Here is a 16,298-nt window from a genome sequence, read left to right on the forward strand (position 1 = left end):
TATGAACCCAGTCTTTGAAAATTGTGGTTCTTTGGGTTGCGGAAATCGACAAACGGCGCTTTTCGCTCAAGCGGTTTCAAACGCTTGAGCGTGCTTTACCGCCAGCTTTATTTTAGGAACCGGTACTGCGGCATTCGGGCACAGGGCGGCGACTGACAGCGAACTGGCACAGACCCACCAGTAGCACAGAGGCCAGCATCAACGCGGCAAAGGGCACGGCAGTACCCGTGTAAAACAGCGCCAGCAGCGGTCCTGCCAGAGCACCAAAGCCAAACCTCAGGGTGCCGATAACCGCGGTGGCTGTGCCTGTTTCCTGCTGAAACTTCATCAGTACTATGGCATCGGCGTTAACCGACATTATCCCCAGGCATCCCATCAGGGGGATCAGCATGGCCACGGTAAAGTGGTAACTCAAGTCGAGCAGGTTCACCAGTAACAGCCCGGTAGCGGCAATACTACCGAGCATAGTGGCGGCAACCAACATGCGTCTTGAACCATAGCGACCAACAATGCGTGAGTTGATAATATTGGCCAGCATCAAGGCGCCTACGTTGGTACTGAATAGTATGGCAAACAGTGACTTATCCAAGTTAAATACCGACATATAGACAAACGGCGAGGCTGTCAGATAGCAGAAAAAGGCGAATGAAGTCAGCACGCCGCTGCCGATATGCAGCTTAACCCCGGGCCGGGTAAAGACGGTGGCATAGGCGCCAAAGAATGACTTGCGGCTGCGCTCGGCGCCTTGCATATCCGAAGGCAAACGCAGTTTCAGCAATACCAGCATGAGCAGCAGCAGGGCATAGAAGGCGAGAATAAAGAAAATCAGATGCCATTCACCCAGTTCCAGAATTAGGCTGCCTATGGATGGAGCCAGCAGCGGCGCCAGCATCATTATTAGGCTGACATAGGACATGCCCTTGGCCGTATTGTCACCATAGACCTCCTTGATATAGCCGGGGATCACCACGGTAGCGGCGGCGCCGATAAAGGCCTGGACAAATCTGAGGCTTAAAAACATTTCTATCGTTTGCGATAGCGCCAATCCCAGGCTGACCAACATAAATCCCGATAGGCCAATGATCACCAAAGGACGACGGCCGAAGCGATCGGCCAAAGGCCCAAAGGTAAGCATACCCAGAGAATACCCGGCCAGATACAGGCTCAGAGACTGCTGCACTGTAGTGATATCGGAATGGAAGCTTTCGGCTATGGTGGCCATGGCCGGCAGATACATGTCGATAGCCAAAGGCGTTATCGCCACGATGGCCGACAGCATGGGAATAAGCAAGGCCAGATGCAGTCCTTGGGGCGTGCGCCTGGTTATCTGGGGTTGGGTATCCAATTTAACCTCATTATATTGGCCAAAAAGCATTGGATGCTTAGTCAGGAGTGTGATTCATGCCACGAAAAAGGGCTTGGGGTTTATGTTAAGTCGCGGCGCCCAATAAGGGAAGGTGCAAATAAGTCCTCGTGGCACTCTGGTTTACACAACAATTGGCATTCAAGGCATCTGACTGAAGGCATGCCGGGGCCTGTCGAAGTCGGATAACGCAGAAAGCCGGTTGCTGTGAAAGCCCCGAAGGGCGTGGCTTACAGGTCTGCCTGCTGTGTTGTGCTTCTTGCAAAGGACTAGGCCATTTGCTGCGAACCACGCCTTGCATCCAGGCCCGTAAGCCGACGCAGAGCACACATGGGACTTGTTCGCGCCTTCCTTAGCCAATCCCCCAAGTCGTTTCTTTACATTACTGACAAACAAAAGCGGAAATGTGAATAGTGAGAATATTTTATTTCGCCCTGGATGACTTCCTGGCATAAGCTCACTACATTATCCACTCAGGACAGTATGCGCTTAAATTGATGGAGTTGAGTGCTGAATATGCGAGTTAATTTTCCACAATGGAACACCAGGGAGTTGCTGACTCAATCACTTCCCGGGCTGGCAGGATTGCTGCATTACCAAAAAGAATGGTTGCGGGATGATCTGCGTGCCGCCTTGTCGGTAACCGCGGTGGCCTTGCCTGTGGCCATCGCCTATGCCCAGCTTACCGGGGTCAGCGCCGTGGCCGGGCTTTACTCCTGTATTTTACCTATGTTGATTTATGCCTTGTTTGGTACATCGAGGCAACTGATAGTGGGTCCGGATGCCGCAACCTGCGCCGTGATAGCCGCTGTGGTGACGCCACTGGCCGCCGGCGATGCCAAGGTGCACTGGCAGTTGGTGATGACCATGACCCTGATGACGGGCATTTGGTGTCTGCTGGCCAGCCGCTTTCGGCTTGGGGTGCTTGCCGAGTTTCTCTCGCGGCCGATTTTGATGGGGCTGCTCAACGGGGTGGCGATAACCATTATCGTCGGCCAGTTCTCGAAGATTTTTGGCTTTAGCTTCGACTCCCGCTATTTGCTGGAGCGCCTGGCAGGCGGTGCCGAGTATCTGTCGCGCACTCACTGGCCAACATTGGGCATGAGTCTGGCCACCTTGCTGGTGTTCCTGCTGGTCAAGCGTCTGCGGCCGCAACTACCTGCCTCCATGGTGGCGATTGCGGTGGCAGGATTATTGGTATGGCTGTTTGATTTGCAGCAGTATCAACTGGCGGTGGTCGGCACTATTGAAGGGGGGCTGCCGGAGTTTCAGGCACCGGTATTTGATTTGGGGCTCAGCCGTGAACTGGTGATGCCGGCGCTGAACCTTGCCATGGTGAGCTTCGTTTCCATGATGCTGACAGCGCGCAGCTTTGCCGCCAAAAACGGCTACGATATAGATCCTGATAAAGAGTTTCGCGCGCTTGGATTTGCCAATATCGCCTCGGCGCTGTCTCAGGGTTTTGCCATCAGCGGCGCCGATTCGCGCACCGCGGTTAATGATGCCAATGGCGGCAAGTCGCAGTTGGTTTCTGTGATAGCGGCGCTGCTGATAGCCCTGGTGGCTCTGTTCCTGACTGCGCCGCTGCAATATATCCCTTCGGCGGCGCTCGGGGTGGTGCTGGTTATCGCATCGCTCTCTTTGATTGATATCAAGGGGATCTGGAAGCTGAGAAAGCGCGACAACGGCGCCTTTACCCTGGCACTGATCACCCTGTTGGCCGTGCTCTTTATCGGGGTGATCCCGGGGATCACCCTGGCGGTGCTGCTGGGTTTGTTCCAATTTATCCGGGTAGTGATGAAACCCTCTGAGCAGCTGCTCGGTGTCGATCGTAAAGGGGTGCTGCGCAGTATCGACCGCAGTGACAAGGCTACGGCGATCCCGGGGATCATGATCTACCGTTTCAACTCACCCTTGACCTATTTCAACGCAGGTTATTTCAAACGCCAGCTGCTGGCCAGGTTAAAAGAGCAGCCCGAGCCGGTGGACTGTGTGATAGTCGATGCTGTGGCCTGTTTCAGTCATCTGGATATCAGTGTGATGGCCATGATTGCCGATTTGGCGCACCTGTTGAAGCGCCGCGGCGTCAGCCTGGTGCTGGCGGGCCGTAAACGTCAACTGCTCAGCTGGTGTGAAGCCAGTGGCATAGATGTGGCGGAGGATGGTTTGATCATCAGGCCTGATTTGGCCTTGGCGGTGCGTATGCATCAAAACTACAAACAAGCGGTCGCTGAAGGCCAAGCCCCCGAAGTGCGGCGTTTGGCCGGCGATGATACCAGCGCCCCCAGACCGTCCCATCTGTAAAACCTGGCGGGATCCCGATAGCACGCAAACGCTTGCCAAGATTGCTCGGCAGGCGCTAAAGCGGCTGTTGCTCGCCGCTTTCCAGCCACAGAGGCTTGGGTTTCATGGCGCGGATAAACCAGGGGTGCTCGAGCCAGGCCTGCAGCCATTGAGTCAGACAGGGCAGGGGGGCTGCATTGAACCTGGCTCTATCCACATGGGCAAATTGGCGCACAAAAGGGAAGATGGCGAGGTCCGCCGCGCTCATACGCCCGAGCAACATGGCTTGCTCTTGCAGCCCTTGAGCCTCAGCCAGTCTCTGCTCCAGTGGCAGCAAGTACTCGAGCGCTTGTTCGAAATAGCTTTGCTGGCTGAACTCAGGATAACGGTCAAAGTATTTGTATCTGTCCAGCAAAGGCTTGAATGCCCTGTCATTGGTTGCAATCAGGGCTGAGGTAAGGTTTTCTTCCTCAGGATTTTGCGGCAGCAATGAGTGGGGATCGGCTTGCGCCAATGCCCAGAAGAGGATATCCAGACTCTCGTCAAGCACCCTTCCATCGGCGAGTTGCATCACAGGCACTGTGCCCTTCGGCGATAGGGCCAGCATCTCCTGCGGCTTATTTTTCAGCAGAATTTCCCGCACCACGACAGACTGGTCGGCGGCAATCAAGCCCAGTCTGGCGCGCATGGCATAGGGGCAGCGGCGAAAGCTGTACAGCACAGTTTGACGGCTTACTTGAGTCACAAGATTCCCTTGGCATTTCAATAAAACAGCCATTGTAGGAATGACTCGGGTGACAGGCAAGGTCGCCTGCCCAAAGACGTGTATAGGATTAAGTCGTTACGATACGGCTACTTGATTCAGAAATCGCCTAATAACCCTACTTTTGCTGTCTATTTGCGCTACTGTGATTGGGGTAGAATGGCGCCCCCATTTTGGGAGGCCGATCACCTAAGGAAGGTTCCAGAAGGTGAGGCTGTTATGCACTGGAAATTAGGTTCCAGCCAGCAGAAGTTGAGGTAATGATGTCCAAAATAGTTGTATGCGCTTTATATAAGTTTGTTTCCCTGCCGGATTATGAGGCTTTGCGTCAGCCGTTGCTCGAGACCATGGAAGACAATGGTATTCGCGGCACCTTGCTGCTGGCTGCCGAAGGCATTAATGGCACAGTGGCCGGCTCGGAAAGCGGCATCAATACCCTGATGGCCTGGTTGGATGCCCAGAATGGCCTGGATAATATCGTCTCCAAGCGCTCATTTGATGATGAGATGCCGTTTTACCGCACCAAGGTCAAACTCAAGAAAGAGATAGTCACCATGGGGGTGGAAGGCATAGATCCCAGAGAAGTGGTCGGCACTTATGTCAAACCCCAAGACTGGAATGCGCTGATCTCCGATCCCGATGTGCTGCTGGTTGATACCCGCAACGACTATGAAGTGCAAATTGGTACCTTCAAGAATGCCGTCAATCCCGAGACCGAGACTTTCCGCGAGTTCCCCGAATATGTGAAGCAGCAGCTGGATCCGGCCAAGCACAAGAAGGTAGCCATGTTTTGCACCGGCGGGATCCGTTGTGAAAAGTCCACCGCCTACCTTAAGCAACAAGGCTTTGATGAGGTGTATCACCTTGAAGGTGGGATCCTCAAATACCTGGAAGAAGTGCCCGAAGAGCAGAGTCTGTGGCAGGGAGAATGCTTTGTCTTCGACAACCGGGTTTCAGTGGATCACCAGTTGCAAAAAGGCCAGTACGATCAATGTAATGCCTGCCGGATGCCGATAACCGAGGCCGATATGCAGAGCCCGGCCTATGAGCAGGGTGTCAGCTGTCCCCATTGCATAGATAAGCTGGATGAAAAGCAGCGCCGGCGATTTATCGAGCGTGAGCGGCAGATGCAACTGGCCAAGCGCCGCGGTGAGGCTCACATAGGCGCCGATGTCAAAGAAGTGATCCATAAGCGCCGTGAGCAAAAACAGCGTCAGAAAGAGCAGGCCAAGCAAACCTGTTGATAGCGGTAAGAAATCTAATCATCCAAGGAGCCCACAGGCTCCTTTTTCTTATTCGTTCTTTCCTTAGTTCAGAGTCCTGGTTATCCCTGTCACTATGGTTTTTCGATAACAGGAACAAACAGCAGCTTTCTCCTCATCCAATCCCCATTCAGGTTTCTTGGCCAAAAAGCCAGCTTTTCCTTTGATTTGTGTCGTTTAAACGCAGAGCTTCACATAACTGCAATCTTGATTAATCAAATCTGTCATCTGGATCCCTGACAATCAGGCCGCTTTATTTTTAATAGCGAACAATTTACTTCAACCCAATACGGATGATGAAAGTGATGAAAAATAGATTAGCTGCGTTGATCTCTTGCAGCCTGGTAACCATGGCGGCCAATAGCGCCGTGTTACCCAGTGTTCAAACTGACAGCCATTGGTATAAGGAAAGCGCCCAGCGGGTGTCAGACAAGGCTACATTAGAATCAAAAGCAAAAGCCAAAAACGTCATTTTGTTTGTCGGTGACGGTATGGGGATCTCCACCTTGACTGCTGCGCGTATCTACCAAGGGCAGCAGCTGGCCGGTAACCAGGGTGGTGAAGAGAATTTCCTGAGTTTTGAGAAATTTGACCATACCGCATTGATCAAGACCTATAACACCAACCAGCAAACACCGGACAGTGCAGGCACCATGACGGCCATTGCGACCGGGGTAAAGTCCAAAGCGGGGGTGATTTCGGTATCCGAACAGAGCCTTCGTGGCAACTGCCTGTCATCCAAAGGCAATGAGCTGGTGACTCTGGTGGATCTGGCCAATGCCAAAGGCTTATCTACCGGTGTGGTGAGTACTGCACGTATCACCCACGCCACTCCGGCAGCAACCTATGCCCATAGCCCGGAGCGTGACTGGGAATCTGACGCCAACTTGCCTGCCGAGGCGGTAGCCAACGAGTGTAAAGATATCGCCTACCAGATGGTGATGCGCGATAAAGACAATGCCCTGTCAGTCGCCCTGGGGGGCGGTCGCCGCGCCTTTATCCCTGAAACAGTGACTGATGGCGAGAACAAGAAAGGGCAGCGTAAGGATGGCCTGGACTTGACCAAGGCTTGGGTCGACAACCTGGATAACGCCGCCTATGTATGGAACAGCACAGAGTTTGATGCCATAGATACCGGCACTACAGATCACCTGCTGGGCTTGTTCAACTCCTCCCACATGGAATATGAAGCGGACCGCGCCGATGATGTGGGCGGCGAACCTTCATTGACTGAGATGACAGCGAAATCTCTCGAGATTTTGCAGAAGAACGACAAGGGCTATCTGCTGATTGTCGAGTCGGGTCGTATCGACCATGGTCACCACGCCGGTAACGCCAAGCGCGCCCTGGCCGATGCGGTAGAACTCTCCAACGCCGTTAAGGCGGCGGTCGAAAACACCAACCCGGAAGAGACGCTCATTCTGGTCACCGCCGACCACAGCCACGTGTTCACCATCGCAGGTTATCCGAAGCGGGGTAACCCCATTCTTGGTCTGGTACACGGCGTAGATGGAAACCTTTCTACTGCCCTCGATGGTAAGCCATACACCACCTTGGGTTATACCAATGGCCCGGGCGCAGTTGTGGGGAACCGTGACGACCTGACCTCAGTGGACACTCAAGACAAAGACTTTATGCAACAAGCTCTTATTCCTATGGGAAGTGAAACCCACGCCGGTGAAGACATTAGTCTGCATGCCACAGGCCCCGGCGCCAACCTGGTGCAGGGTGTAATGGAGCAGAACGTGATTTTCCACATTATCAATCAAGCCCAAGAGCTTGGCGGTACTAAGTATTAATTGGGAGCAAGGAAATGAATAAGAAATTACTGGTACTGTCTTTGGCCGCGATTCTCGGTTTGGCGGCCTGTGGAAGTGACGGTGACAACGGCAAGGACGGCACCGCAGGTACCCCGGGCACGGATGGAAGCAACGGCAGTGACGGAAAAGACTGGACCGCCGTTAATCAATGGTATGTCGATGGTCAAAACCGCGTCACCAAGGCGTCCAATATGAGCAATAACACCCAGGCGGGGGCGGCGAAAAACATCATCTTGTTTGTCGGCGATGGCATGGGCGTTTCAACTGTGACGGCGGCGCGGATCCTCGATGGTCAACTCAAGGGGCAAACCGGAGAGGAAAACTCACTCTCCTTTGAGACTCTGCCTTATCTTGGCCTGGCCAAGACATATAACGTTGATGGTCAAACCCCGGATTCGGCCGGCACCATGACGGCCATGGTCACCGGGGTGAAGACGGACGTTGGCGTGATCTCACAGGCTGAAGGTGTCGAGCGCGGTGTTTGTTCCTCCGCCAGCGGTCAAAACCTGGTGACTTCGCTGGAGCTGGCCGCCATGGCGGGTATGGCTACCGGTGTGGTTTCAACTGCGCGTATCACTCACGCTACCCCGGCGGCCACTTATGCCCATGTGCCGGATCGCGACTGGGAAGCGGACAGCAACTTGCCGGCCGAAGCCGTCACCAACGGCTGTAAAGATATTGCCGCCCAGATGCTGGACTTCAATAACGGCAAAGGGATCAATGTGGTTATGGGCGGTGGTCGCCGCGCGTTTATTCCCAACACCACTATCGATCCTGAAGGCAAAGCAGGTAAGCGTAACGATGGTCGCGATCTGACCGCCGAGTGGCTGTCCCAGTACCCCAACGCCAGTTACGTTACCGACCGTGACAGCTTCCTGGCGATGGATACCGGCAGCACAGAGCATGCGCTGGGGCTGTTTAACTCCTCTCATATGGAATATGACTACGACAGAGTCGAGACCGGTGTTACCGGCGAGCCTTCCCTGGCAGAGATGACGGCCAAGAGTATCGATATTCTGAAAAAGAACGACAAAGGCTTTGTCCTGATCGTTGAAGCCGGTCGTATCGACCATGCTCACCATGCCGGTAATGCGGCCCGTGCCCTGCACGACACCATAGCCTTGTCTGAGGCGGTACGTGTCGCCATGGAGAAGACTTCGGCCAATGACACCTTGCTGATGGTTACCGCCGACCACAGCCATGTGTTCACCATCGCCGGCTATCCGACCCGAGGTAATCCTATCCTGGGCCTGGTGAAGAGTAACGATGCCAACGGTCAGCCGTCGGTCACCAACTCTACCGATGCCAACGGCATGCCTTATACCACGGTTGGTTATGCCAATGGCCTGGGCTTTGGCTCGCTGGCGACCGGTGGCGATGAGCGTTACAACTATGCCGCCGAGCCTGGTCGGGTGGATCTGAATTACATAGACACCCAGAGTGTGGGGTTCCATCAGGAGGCATTGGTGCCGCTGGAAAGTGAAACCCATGCCGGTGAAGATGTGGCCATCTTCGCTCGCGGCCCGGGTGCCAGCCTGGTTCAGGGTACGGTTGAGCAGAACCACATCTTCCATGTGATGAACTTTGCCGGTGATTTGGTCAATAAGGCCGAGGCCGCCGCGGCGCAATAAGGTTTAGCGTTTCGCAGCCTGATGCCCCTGCCTGCCCCTAGTTTCAGGCAGGGTGTCAGGCTGCTTCTTTGGTTTTAGAGTAATATCAGTAGGTTTATTATGTCTCGCGTAACATTCAAGCCAGCGTTCCCCCTTTTTTCCCGCGTAGCGCTTCATATCGCTCCTCGTATAGCTCTTTGCACAGCTCATTGCACAGCCCCTCGCGTTCTTGGTCGCCCACTCACGTTGTCAATCACATTATCAATCACATTGTCACTCACGCTGTCACTCGCTCTGGGGATCACAGCTTCGCTGGGGCAGTTTGCCATGGCCAATACTTTGTCTGTCAGCAACCAGCCTGGCAGCCAAGAGCACGCCCATGTCAAAGCGGGCGGCTCAATTGGCGATAATGCTAATGTTTGTGCCGCCAACCCCGGTCGTTTTCAAGCCAGCTATCAGATCACTGTTGGCAGCGGTGAGCAGGCCAGGCAGCAGCAACTGACCCTGACGCGCTTTGACGATACCATCATCTATCAGCGCAGCCCTGTCAGCTATGAGGCTTGGCATAGAAATGGCGAGTATGTGCGTTATTTCCCCCAGGAGAAACGCTCTATCAGCTATCGCCGCGGCGATCTCTTGGCGCTGAATATTCACACCGATCTCGATAGGCAGTTCCACCTGATATCGCCTGCTGCCTTGAGTCAATTTGAAAAGGGCCAAAGCCTGCAGGATAGCTGCTTCACCCGTCAGAGCTATACCCTTAAGAGCAAGAGTCATGAAGAAAGTCATGAGGAAAATCATCGTCACGCGAACAAAAGTGCCACCGAGCCGCAGTCTTTGCAACTGAGCTGGATAAGCGAGCTGGAACTGCCGGCCGAGATGACTATCACTCAAGGTGAGCAGCGTATTGTTTATCGGCTCAGCAAACTGACGCCTGTGAGCCAGGAGAGTTTCAAGCGGCTTACCTCAGGTTTCCAGGACCTCGACTTTGCCGATGTGGGCGACAGTGAGTCAGACCCTTTTATTGCCAAGATGATCACCCAGGGCTTTATTCAACATGGCAGCTCAGGCTTCTACTCGGCAGATGGGCAGCAGCTTGAAGGCGGGCATCACAGCCACTGACATCATAGCCACTGATTAACCCCAGTTACCGATATAACAAGGGCCTAGTCACAGGACGTCAGTTATCGGCATAACTTATCTGCAGCTCAAAACCCAACTGGGCGAGCTGCTTTTGCTCCCGCTGCAGGTCTTTGGCAAACAGGCTGATGCGTTGACGCGGCTCGGGCAGGCTTATCTGCATGCCTGTTGCCGTGGGTTTTACCCGGGTGATTTTCAAGCTGCGGGCGATACGGCCGAGATTCAGCAACACGGCGAGCCGCAGCAGCGCCATTAGGCGGATTAGGCGTAATTTCTGAGCGGGCTCCAGTTGTGCCAGCGCCTCCAGGTTGGGTTTCTTGCGCTGGTTGCCAATCAGCAGTGCCAGCAGCTGTTGCTGCTCTTGGCTGAAACCGGGCAGATCGCTATTGGCTATGATGTAGGCGCCGTGTTTGTGGTGAGCGCGGGAATTGATATGGATCCCTATCTCATGCAGTTTCACCGCATGTTCCAGCAGGGAGCGCCAGGGCTCGAGTTGCCAACAGTCGGCAACAGCATCAAACAGCTGTTTGGCGGAAGTGGCCACCTTGGCGGCATGGTTCAAGTCCACATGATAGAGTTTGGCCATGCTCTCGACAGTGCGGCCGCTGACATCACCGAATTGGCTGATCCCGGCAAGTTCGTATAGTACGCCTTCGCGCAGAGCCCCTTGCGCAAACTGCAACTCGGTGACCGGCAGCCTCTTGAAGAAGCTGATCAGGATAGCCAGCCCCGCCGGTAGCAAAGGTGCACGTTTGCTGTCCACCTGCGGCAGTTCAATCTGATCCACATGCCCCCAGTCCAGCAACTGCTGTTTCAACTGCTTGAGCCTGGGCAGAGTGATGGTTTCATCGTTGAAGAAGTGCTGCATCGCTTCGCAGATGGCCTTGACACTGCCAGAGCTGCCGAGAGTGAGATCCCACTGGCCACTGAAATATTCCTTGGCCAGTGAGGCAAACTGTTTATCGGCCGCTGCCTGGGCGGCGCGAAAGTTCTCCAGCGTCAGCTTGCCGTCGACAAAGTATTTCTGGTTATAACTGACACAGCCACAGCGCAGGCTGGAGAGTATCTGCGCCTGAGTCTTGTGGCCAAGCACCACCTCTGTTGACCCTCCGCCGATATCTATGATGAGGTTGCGCTCTGCCAACTCCTGGCTGTGGGCTATGCCCTTGTAGATAAGGCGCGCCTCTTCATGGCCGGAGACCACTTCGACCGGGTAGGGCATAATGGCCCTGGCAGCCTCGATAAAGGCCTCACGGTTACGGGCGACTCTCAGAGTGTGGGTGGCCACCAGTCTGACTCTGGCTTGATCCAGAGTGGAAAACCTGAGGTTGAAATCCTTGAGGCAGGCGAGACCGCGCGCTATGGCGTCATTATCCAGCCTGTTGTCCAGATCCAGCCCCTCGGCCAACTGTACCAGACGTTTCTCTTTATGCAGGATCTGAATGCTGCCATCCTGCTCGCGGGCTATCACCAGATGAAAGCTGTTGGAGCCCATATCCACAGCGACAAAATGCTTGGGTGTTGCAGTCAAGGTGGTCCTCATTTTGCTATTGCGTCGGTTCCTGGGGCTTGGCCAGATCCAGTTGCCGCTGTTTTTCGTAGTTGCCCAGATACTGATGTATGGCTATCTGGGATCTTACCTTACGCTTGTTGCCCCGCTTACGGTAGGGGTTGGATTGATCTTTGTTGATCACCCGCGCCTTGATGTTGTCGGTAAATTGCAGCGCCAGGGTATCGAGGATCATCTGCTTCAAGCCAGGATCATATACCGGGGTGCTGACTTCAATACGGTTATCGATATTACGCCCCATCCAGTCGGCGGAGCAGAGAAAGAGTTTGTTTTCACCGCCTGAGTGGAACAGCATCACCCGCGAGTGCTCGAGGAATCGGTCCACTATGCTGAAGACCTCAATATTGTTGCTGATCCCGGGAATATCGGGAATAAGCGCGCACATGCCGCGAATAAGCAGACGGATTTTGACGCCGGCGCTGGAAGCTTCATACAGCTTTTGGATCATCGCCTCATCCACCAGATTATTGAGCTTGAGGGTGATGGCGGCCTTGATGCCGCTTTGGGCATTGATGATCTCCTGCTCGATAAGGCCGGTCAGCTTCTGGCGCGCATCATAGGGGGAAACTATCAGATGCTGGAAGTTATCCCGTCTGTAAGGGTGCTCAATCAACTCAAATACCTGCTCTATTTCGGCGGCAATTTCCTGATTGGCGGTAAACAGCGAAAGGTCGGTATACACCCTGGCCGTGCCCTCGTTGAAGTTACCCGAGCCAATGTGGCCATAGAGGCGCATTGCACCGGCTTCCTCGCGGCCGATAAGGCACATCTTGGCATGGACCTTCAAGCTTGGGATCCCATGGTGTACCTTGACGCCGGCCTCGGCCAGCACCCGGCTCCACTCGATATTGGCCTGCTCATCGAAACGGGCCCTGAGTTCAATCACAGTGGTGACCTGTTTGCCGTTTTTCACCGCATCTATCAGCGACTGGATGATATGGGACTTTCTCGCCACCCGATAGAGGCTGATTTTGATGAACTTGACGGCAGGATCATAGGCCGCCTGGCGCACCAGCTCGGTAAAGTGGGAAAACTTGTGATAGGGGTAATAAAGCATGATGTCGCCGCGGCGAATGGCGTCAAACTTGTTGGCACAGACACTGAATCCGGCCGAGTCCAGTGCCGGAAGCTTGTCGTTTTCCAGGTATTTGCGTCCCGGATTGGGAAAGCCGATAAAGTCCTTGAAGCTGTGGTAACGGCCGCCGGGGATCAGGCACTCGGTATTGGAGATATTCAGCTGCGCCGTAAGCATGCTCAGCATATGCTCCGGCATCTCTTTGTCATACACCAGACGTACCGGCTCGGCGGTGAGGCGCTTTTTCAGGCCCTTGGTGAGCTTTTCCAGTTGGCTCTGTTCCAGCTCATCGGTGAGATCGAAGTCGGCATCGCGGGTCAGCTTCATGGAGAAGACTTCAATCTCTTCATATTCGAAGAAGGGGGCGAATAGCTCATCGACACAGTGTCTGATTATGTTATCTAGCAAAATCAAATGCTTGCGGCGCTTCGAGGTTTCTGCCGGCAGTTGGATGAAACGCGGTACATTCTTGGTGGGCACTTCCACCAGGGCGTACTGACGCTTTTCCCGGCTGTAGAGGCACACCGCCAGATAGGTGGTGTCATCGTTGAGTTGTTTGAACAGCTCGGAGCGGTTGCTGAGGATAAGCGGCGTGATGTGGCGCTTGAGCTGATCCTTGAAGTGTTTCTTCAGCCACTGGCTATGAAAATCGCTCAGCTGTTTCTCATTGATGAGAAAGATGCTGTGTCTTGCCAGTTCCCGCATTAACTCGCCGTAAATGGCGTCGAAACGCTCTTGCAGTATCAATACCTTGGTTTGGATCTTGGCCATTAAATGGCGGCTGGAGTTGCGACCTTCCTGCAGGCTGGATAACAGAATCGAGCGACGCACCGCAGCAACCCTGACCCGGAAGAACTCATCCATGTTGTTGGAAAATATGCCCAGAAAGCGAACCCGTTCCACCAGAGGAACCAGAGGATCGGCTGCTTCCTGCAAGACTCTTTCATTGAAAGACAGCCAGGAAAGCTCCTTATCCAGAGAAAATTTTTCGACGGACGGTGACACGGCAAAGACTCCTCGTGAGCAGACGCCGGACATAGAGAAAGCCCGGCAGATATACAATAACACTCCGATATCCGCTTGTAATCAGAGAATAAAGGCGGGGCGCAGTTTCTTGGTTTGACGCTATTTCGGCCCGGCTCAGGTTTGAATTCGGGGTTGCGCCGGCGCTAAGGAAGGTGCGAACAAGTCCCATGTGTGCTCTGCGTTGGCTTATAGACCTGGATACAAGGCGCGGTTTGCAGCAAATGGCCTTAGCCCTTTACCAGAAAGCAAGAACGCAAGAAGCATTCCTTAAAGGTAGAGTGAATTTATGTCGAAAGAATGACAATGCCCCCACTTTGGTCAAAGAGAGCGATATTGGCGATTGGGCTTTCTGCCCGGCTTATGCTATGTTGCGCTCTTTTTTCTCGGCCGGTTTCCTGGCCGGGAGAGGGCGCTGAGGCTTTGTCTTCAAAGTAAAAAGCGGCGCCCGGGCCACTTCGAGCCAGCGAAAGCAGGAGGACGGAATGTTTGCAGGTTTTGACTATGGCAGTGCCAACTGCGCCATTGGTGTGATGGATGGGGGCCAGACCCGGCTCTTGCCTCTGGCCGAGGATGGCAACTATATGCCGTCGACCATTTATGCCATGGAGCGGGAACTCATTTCCGAATCTGTGCTGCAGCGCTTGCCTTCGGCGGCCCAGGCTGATTTCAAACCCAAACGCGCCGCCGAGCTGAGTCGCGCCCGAACGGCGCGCCTGGAGCTGGATTTGCTTGCCAACGAGCAAGCGGTATTCATCGGCAATCAGGCGATTGAAACCTATATGGAGATGCCGGAAGAGGGCTTCTATGTTCGCTCGCCCAAGTCCTTCCTCGGTGCTTCGGGCCTGCTCAGCAATCAGATGGCGCTGTTTGAAGATATCGTCACCCTGATGATGCAGGAAATTCATACCCGGGCACAGCAGAGCCTGAAACAGGCTATTTCCCAGGTGGTGATAGGGCGGCCGGTTAACTTTCAGGGCATTGGCGGCGAGCAGAGCAACCGGCAAGCCGAGGCCATTTTGACTCTGGGGGCCCGGCGCGCCGGGTTCACCGATGTGGCTTTTCTGTATGAGCCTATGGCGGCTGCCCTTGAGTTTGAGTCGACACTCACCCGGGAGCAGCGGGTGCTGGTGGTGGATATTGGCGGCGGTACCAGCGACTGCTCCTTTGTGCGCATGGGGCCTGAGCTTAAAGACAAGAAAGATCGCAGTGACGACTGCCTGGGCCACAGTGGTCAAAGGGTAGGGGGCAACGATCTGGATATCGCTCTGGCGATGGCTGGTTTTATGCCGCACTTGGGGCTCGGCAGTGCGCTGATCACAGGCAAGCCTATGCCAAGGCAACCCTTCTGGAACGCGGTCGCCGTCAACGATGTCAGTGCCCAGCGGGAGTTTTCTGCCTTGAGTAGTCGCAAGTTGATTGAAGAGCTGCAGCGGGATGCCAAAGAGCAGGCGAAACTTGCGCGCTTATTGAAGGTGCAAAAAGATCAGCTGGGTTATCGTTTGGTGCGCAGTGCCGAGCAGCTTAAAATCGCCCTGAGCGACAGTAAGCAAGCCGCTATGGATATAGGTTTTGTCGAATCGCCCAAACCGCAGCCCTTGACTGTGAATGTCGATGCCGCCACCTTTGTCGCCGCCATCGATGAATCGCTCGAAACGGTGCACAAGCTTATCACCCAGGCTTTGGCGGAAGGGGGATGTCAGCCGGATGTCATTTATCTCACAGGTGGCAGCGCCAAGAGCCCGTATATTACCGAGCAGATCCGCGCGCGTTTCCCGGATGTGGCTTTAGTCAGTGGCGATCACTTCGGCTCAGTGGTGGCCGGCTTGACCCGCTGGGCCGAGCGCCTGTACCGTTAAATTGCACTTTAATTGAAAGAGGACTCTTCATGGCACTGAAAAAAACGCCACTCTTGGCCACCTTAGTCGTGACTGCGGCAACAGGCTTGCTCGCCGGGTGCGGCGATGATGTGGGCAAGGTCAGCCTGGGCGTATTTACCACCAAAGATGTGATCATAGATGCCAAGACAGATCCCAAACTGCCCGGTGTAACCTGTCATATCAGTCGCATAGAGGCCAATCTGGATTTTGCCGACCCATCGGATATGAGTATCAGCTGTCGCCAGACAGGACCGATAACCAAGGCGCAACTGGCCAGTATCGAACTGGGGAAGAAGGGCGAGATAGTGTTTACCGAGTCCTTGAGCATCTTGTTCAAGAGCCTCAAGGTGAGACGTATCTATGACAGCGAACACCAGACACTCCTGTATCTGTCCTATTCCACCAAAGAAACCAACGGCAGCCACAAGCACGCCCTGTCCACTGTGCCGCTATGGGGAACCGATGCCTATGAGCCAAGGGCGGTAAACTGATAGGTCAAGATATAAAAA

Annotated in this window: 11 protein-coding genes; 7 read left to right on the forward strand and 4 right to left on the reverse strand. The window is 54.4% G+C overall.

Going from position 1 to position 16,298, the window contains the following annotated elements:
- Nucleotides 1–112 precede the first annotated feature (112 nt).
- The gene (locus ON072_RS02720) at nucleotides 113–1,345 is read right to left on the reverse strand and encodes a multidrug effflux MFS transporter (protein WP_443096452.1); all 1,233 of its coding nucleotides are present in this window, start codon (nucleotides 1,343–1,345) and stop codon (nucleotides 113–115) included.
- A 534-nt stretch (nucleotides 1,346–1,879) separates the two neighbouring features.
- Between ON072_RS02720 and ON072_RS02725 the strand changes: the two genes are divergently transcribed.
- Nucleotides 1,880–3,667 carry a SulP family inorganic anion transporter gene (locus ON072_RS02725; protein ID WP_107352205.1) on the forward strand — a complete coding sequence of 596 codons (1,788 nt, stop codon included), beginning with the start codon at nucleotides 1,880–1,882 and terminating at the stop codon, nucleotides 3,665–3,667.
- A 55-nt stretch (nucleotides 3,668–3,722) separates the two neighbouring features.
- On the opposite strand, the gene ON072_RS02730 is transcribed toward ON072_RS02725, so the two are convergent.
- Nucleotides 3,723–4,391 (reverse strand): glutathione S-transferase, encoded by a 669-nt coding sequence (locus ON072_RS02730; protein ID WP_232786027.1) that lies wholly within the window; start codon nucleotides 4,389–4,391, stop codon nucleotides 3,723–3,725.
- 281 nt (nucleotides 4,392–4,672) lie between these two features.
- Between ON072_RS02730 and trhO the strand changes: the two genes are divergently transcribed.
- The 4 genes from trhO to ON072_RS02750 all read left to right on the forward strand — a co-directional run bounded on the left by trhO (nucleotide 4,673) and on the right by ON072_RS02750 (nucleotide 10,223).
- Nucleotides 4,673–5,653 (forward strand): oxygen-dependent tRNA uridine(34) hydroxylase TrhO, encoded by a 981-nt coding sequence (gene trhO / locus ON072_RS02735; protein WP_144224854.1) that lies wholly within the window; start codon nucleotides 4,673–4,675, stop codon nucleotides 5,651–5,653.
- 314 nt (nucleotides 5,654–5,967) lie between these two features.
- Complete coding sequence (locus ON072_RS02740) at nucleotides 5,968–7,470, forward strand: alkaline phosphatase (protein WP_274625943.1); 1,503 nt, start codon at nucleotides 5,968–5,970, stop codon at nucleotides 7,468–7,470.
- A 14-nt stretch (nucleotides 7,471–7,484) separates the two neighbouring features.
- On the forward strand, nucleotides 7,485–9,122 hold the full coding sequence (locus ON072_RS02745) for an alkaline phosphatase (protein WP_096141667.1): 1,638 nt from the start codon (nucleotides 7,485–7,487) through the stop codon (nucleotides 9,120–9,122).
- Between the two features lie 249 nt (nucleotides 9,123–9,371).
- Nucleotides 9,372–10,223, forward strand: a complete 852-nt coding sequence (locus ON072_RS02750; RefSeq protein WP_261752464.1) for a hypothetical protein — start codon at nucleotides 9,372–9,374, stop codon at nucleotides 10,221–10,223.
- Nucleotides 10,224–10,281: 58 nt separating this feature from the next.
- On the opposite strand, the gene ON072_RS02755 is transcribed toward ON072_RS02750, so the two are convergent.
- Both ON072_RS02755 and ppk1 read right to left on the reverse strand, forming a co-directional pair.
- Complete coding sequence (locus tag ON072_RS02755; RefSeq protein WP_391564174.1) at nucleotides 10,282–11,772, reverse strand: Ppx/GppA phosphatase family protein; 1,491 nt, start codon at nucleotides 11,770–11,772, stop codon at nucleotides 10,282–10,284.
- A gap of 16 nt (nucleotides 11,773–11,788) precedes the next feature.
- Nucleotides 11,789–13,924: a polyphosphate kinase 1 gene (gene ppk1, locus ON072_RS02760; RefSeq protein WP_174840002.1), complete on the reverse strand. Its 2,136-nt coding sequence runs from the start codon at nucleotides 13,922–13,924 to the stop codon at nucleotides 11,789–11,791.
- A gap of 470 nt (nucleotides 13,925–14,394) precedes the next feature.
- On the opposite strand from ppk1, the gene yegD reads away from it, so the two are divergent.
- Nucleotides 14,395–15,768, forward strand: a complete 1,374-nt coding sequence (gene yegD, locus ON072_RS02765; RefSeq protein WP_025888390.1) for a molecular chaperone — start codon at nucleotides 14,395–14,397, stop codon at nucleotides 15,766–15,768.
- A gap of 29 nt (nucleotides 15,769–15,797) precedes the next feature.
- Nucleotides 15,798–16,280 carry a CreA family protein gene (locus ON072_RS02770; RefSeq protein ID WP_144130813.1) on the forward strand — a complete coding sequence of 161 codons (483 nt, stop codon included), beginning with the start codon at nucleotides 15,798–15,800 and terminating at the stop codon, nucleotides 16,278–16,280.
- Nucleotides 16,281–16,298: the final 18 nt, after the last annotated feature.

Source organism: Shewanella sp. K8 (genome assembly GCF_028823715.1).
GTDB classification, from domain to species: Bacteria; Pseudomonadota; Gammaproteobacteria; order Enterobacterales; family Shewanellaceae; genus Shewanella; species Shewanella algae.